Annotated in this window: 3 protein-coding genes; all 3 read right to left on the bottom strand. The window is 72.0% G+C overall.

Annotated features, from left to right (window positions below; all coding sequences use genetic code 11):
- On the bottom strand, positions 1–1,033 hold a 1,033-nt coding region (locus tag HMPREF3105_RS03855), incomplete at its 3' end, for a biotin/lipoyl-containing protein (protein WP_210401424.1).
- 98 nt (positions 1,034–1,131) lie between these two features.
- Positions 1,132–2,511, bottom strand: coding sequence for a dihydrolipoyl dehydrogenase (gene lpdA / locus HMPREF3105_RS03850; RefSeq protein WP_036336938.1), 1,380 nt, complete (start codon positions 2,509–2,511; stop codon positions 1,132–1,134).
- A 115-nt stretch (positions 2,512–2,626) separates the two neighbouring features.
- On the bottom strand, positions 2,627–3,844 hold a 1,218-nt coding region (locus HMPREF3105_RS03845), incomplete at its 5' end, for a leucyl aminopeptidase (RefSeq protein WP_070708810.1).

Below are 3,844 nucleotides of genomic sequence, written 5' to 3'. Positions count from 1 at the left end.
CGACGGTGACCAGGGAGGCTGCGGCGAGCACGTCCTGCTTGCGGATGCGGCCGCCGACGCCCGTGCCGCGGACCGTGGACAGGTCCACGTTGTTCTGGTGGGCCAGGCGGCGCACCAGCGGGGTCACGTAGCCCTGGCCGGGCTCGGTGGCGGAGGGCGCCTCGGCGGACTCGGCCTGCGCGGAGTCGCGCTCAGCGGACTCGCGCCGGGAGGCCTCCTCGGACGGGGACGCCTCGGGCGTCTTCTCCGACTTCTCGGCGCCGGCGGCCTCGGCGGCCTCCTCGGTCTCCTCGGGGGCCTCGGCCTCGGTCGCCTTGTCCTCGATCTCCTCGGCGGACGCCTCGTCCTGACCGGAGGAGCCCTCCGACGGGGCGGAGCCGCCGCCGGCGGAGCCGGAGCCGACGAGCGCGAGGACGGCGCCCACCTCGACGGTGTCGTCCTCCTCCGCACGGATCTCCAGGAGGGTGCCCGCCACGGGGGAGGGGATCTCGGTGTCGACCTTGTCGGTGGAGACCTCGAGCAGCGGCTCGTCGACCTCGACCTCGTCGCCGACGGACTTCAGCCAGCGGGTCACGGTGCCCTCGGTCACGGACTCGCCCAGCGCGGGCAGGGTGACCTCGGAGGCCTCGCCGCCGGCCGACGGGGCCCCGTCCGAGCCCTGGTCGGTGGAGGCGCGCTCCTCCGGGGCCGGCTCGCCTGCGGGCTCCTGCTGGGCGTCGTCCTGCTGCGCCTCCTCGACGGCGGGCTCCTCGGCCGCGGCGTCGTCCTCCGACGCGTCGGCGGAGCCGCCGCCGGAGCCGTCGCCGATCGTGGCCAGCGGGGCGCCGACCTCGACCGTGTCGTCCTCCTCGACCAGGATCTCCTCGAGCACGCCGGCCACGGGGGACGGGATCTCGGTGTCGACCTTGTCGGTGGAGACCTCCACCAGGGGCTCGTCGACGGCGACCTCGTCGCCGACGGCCTTGAGCCAGCGGGTCACGGTGCCCTCGGTGACGGATTCGCCCAGGGCGGGCAGGTTCACGGTTTCAGACATGGTTCCGATGCTCCTCATGAGGGGTGGGCGCCGGGGGCGCCCACCCGGGGTTGCGAGGTGGGCCCGACGCACGGACCCGGGATGGTCAGTGCGGTGGGTCAGCTGTGCAGCGGGTGGCCGAACAGGGCCATGGCGGCCTCGCCCAGGGCCTCGTTCTGCGTGGGGTGCGCGTGCACGAACTGGGCGACGTCCTCGGGGTAGGCCTCCCAGTTCACGATGAGCTGCGCCTCGCCGATCTGCTCGCCGATGCGCTTGCCGATGCCGTGCACGCCCACGATCGGGCCGTTCTTCTGGCGGATCATCTTGATGATGCCGCCGGTGCCGAGGATCGAGGACTTGCCGTTGCCGGCCAGGTTGTACTCGGCGACCTCGACGTTGTCCTTGCCGAACTTCTCCTCCGCCTTGGGCTGGGTGTAGCCCACGGACATGATCTCCGGCTCGGTGAAGGTGACCTTCGGGATGTTGATGTCCTCGACGACCATCGGCTTGTTGCCGGCGATCTCCTCGGCCACGAAGATGCCCTGCTGGAAGCCGCGGTGCGCCAGCTGCAGACCGGGGACGATGTCGCCCACGGCGTAGATGTTGCCGACGCCGGTGTGCAGACGCTCGTCGGTGAGGACGAAGCCGCGGTCCATCTTGACGCCCTGCTCCTCGTAGCCGAGGCCCTCGGTGTTCGGGCCGCGGCCGACGGCGACGAGGCAGACCTCGGCCTCGAACTCCTTGCCGTCCGCGAGGGTCACCTTGACGCCCGAGTCGGTCTCCTCGACCTTGTCGAAGAACGTGCCCAGGTTGGTCTTGATGCCCTTCTTCTTGAACTCGCGCTCGAGGACCTTGATGATCGCCGGGTCCTCGTTGGGGACCAGGGTCTTCAGGCCCTCGATGATGGTGACGTCGACGCCGAAGGAGTTCCACAGGGACGCGAACTCGGAGCCGATGACACCGCCGCCGAGCACGATGGCCGACTTCGGGGTGTAGTCCAGCTCGAGGGCCTCCGTGGAGGTCATGATCTTCTTGGAGATGGGCAGGCCCATGGTCTTGGCCACGGAGCCGGAGGCCAGCACGATGTTCTCCGCCGTGTAACGGGTGCCGTCGACCTCGACCTCGTTCTTCGAGACGAGCTTGCCCTCGCCCTCGATGACCTGGACCTTGCGCATCTTCAGCAGGCCGGCCAGGCCCTTGTGCTTGCCGGCGACGATGCCGTCCTTGTAGTCGCGCACCTTCGCCATGTCCACGGACTCGAGGGTCGCGTTGACGCCGAACTTGGCGGCGTTGCGGGTCTCATCGGCCACCTCGGCGGCGTGCAGGTAGGCCTTCGTGGGGATGCAGCCCCAGTGCAGGCAGGTGCCGCCGACCTTGGACTTCTCCACGAGGGCGACGGACTTGCCGTACTGCACGGAACGCAGGGCTGCGGCGTACCCGGCGGAGCCACCGCCGAGGACGAGGACGTCGAATTCCTGAGCGGTTGCCTTGTCGGCCACGGTGTTGCTCCTTGGTGCTGGGGTCGGTGGATCGTGGTGGTGGTGCGTCACCGCCACCCCCGGCCGTCGGCGGCGGGCCGCGCGGCCGGGGACGCGGTGGACATCGGGACCAACCTTACCGGGCACGCCCCTCGATGAGACCCACCAGGGTCCGCACCATCACGCCGGTGGCGTCCTGCGGGGTGTAGCCGTACGCGGCCGACTCGTTGAAGGAGGGGCCGGCGATGTCGAGGTGGGCCCAGGGGGTCCGTGCGGCGGCGTCGCCCTCCGACCGTCCGGCGTCGACGAATTCGCGCAGGAAGGTGGCGGCGGTCATCATGCCGCCGAAGCGGTCGCCCATGTTGGAGATGTCCGCGACGCGCGAAGTGAGCGAGGCGCGCAGCTGCTCCGGCAGGGGCATGCCCCACGCGAGCTCCCCGGCCGCGTCGGCCGCGGCGACGACCTCGTCGCGCAGCGCGTCGTCACCCATGACGCCCGTGTGGCGCACGCCGAGGGCGACCAGCTGGGCACCGGTGAGGGTGGCCACGTCGAGCACCGCGTCGGGTCGCTCGTCGGTGGCCGCCACGAGGGCGTCGGCCATGACGACGCGGCCCTCGGCGTCCGTGTTCATGACCTCCACGGTCTTGCCGCCGTACATCGTGATGACGTCGGACGGGCGGATGGCGGTGCCCGAGGGCATGTTCTCGGCCAGCGCCAGCCAGCCGGTCACCTTCACAGGGACGTCCAGGGCCGCGGCGGCGCGCACGACGGCGAAGACGGTGGCGGCGCCGGCCATGTCCGACTTCATCGTCATCATCGAGGCGGCGGGCTTCAGCGAGATGCCGCCCGTGTCGAAGGTGATGCCCTTGCCCACCAGCGCGATGTGCGCGGCGGCGTCGGCCGGCGCGTGCTCGATGCGCACGAGCCGCGGCGGGCGGGAGGAGCCCTGGCCGATCGCGAGGATGCCGCCGAAGCCCTCGGCGCGCAGGCGGTCCTCGTCCCACACGTCCACGCTCACGGACGAGTCCGCGAGGTCCTCCGCGACGGCGTCCGCGAACGTGGCCGGGTAGAGGTGCGAGGGGGCCGTGTTCACCAGGTCGCGCACGGCGCAGACCGCGTCGCCCACGACGGCGGCCCGGCGCAGCACGGGGTCGGCGTCCGCGGCGGCGAGCGGGGTGACGACCTCGACCTCGCGGACGGGACGGGACGTGTCCGTCTCGGCGCGGGCGCGCTCGGACTTCTGGGCGGTGAAGGCGTACGCGCCCAGGACGGCGCCCTCGGCGACGGCGGCCAGTCGGGCCGGGGTGTCGGCCGGCAGGGCCAGGGCCACGGCGTCGGTGCCGGCCAGGGAGCG

Source organism: Micrococcus sp. HMSC31B01, assembly GCF_001816085.1.
In the GTDB taxonomy this organism is placed as follows: domain Bacteria; phylum Actinomycetota; class Actinomycetes; order Actinomycetales; family Micrococcaceae; genus Micrococcus; species Micrococcus luteus.
The sequence above is the reverse complement of the archived record's forward strand: the minus strand, read 5'-3'. Positions and strand labels throughout refer to the sequence as shown.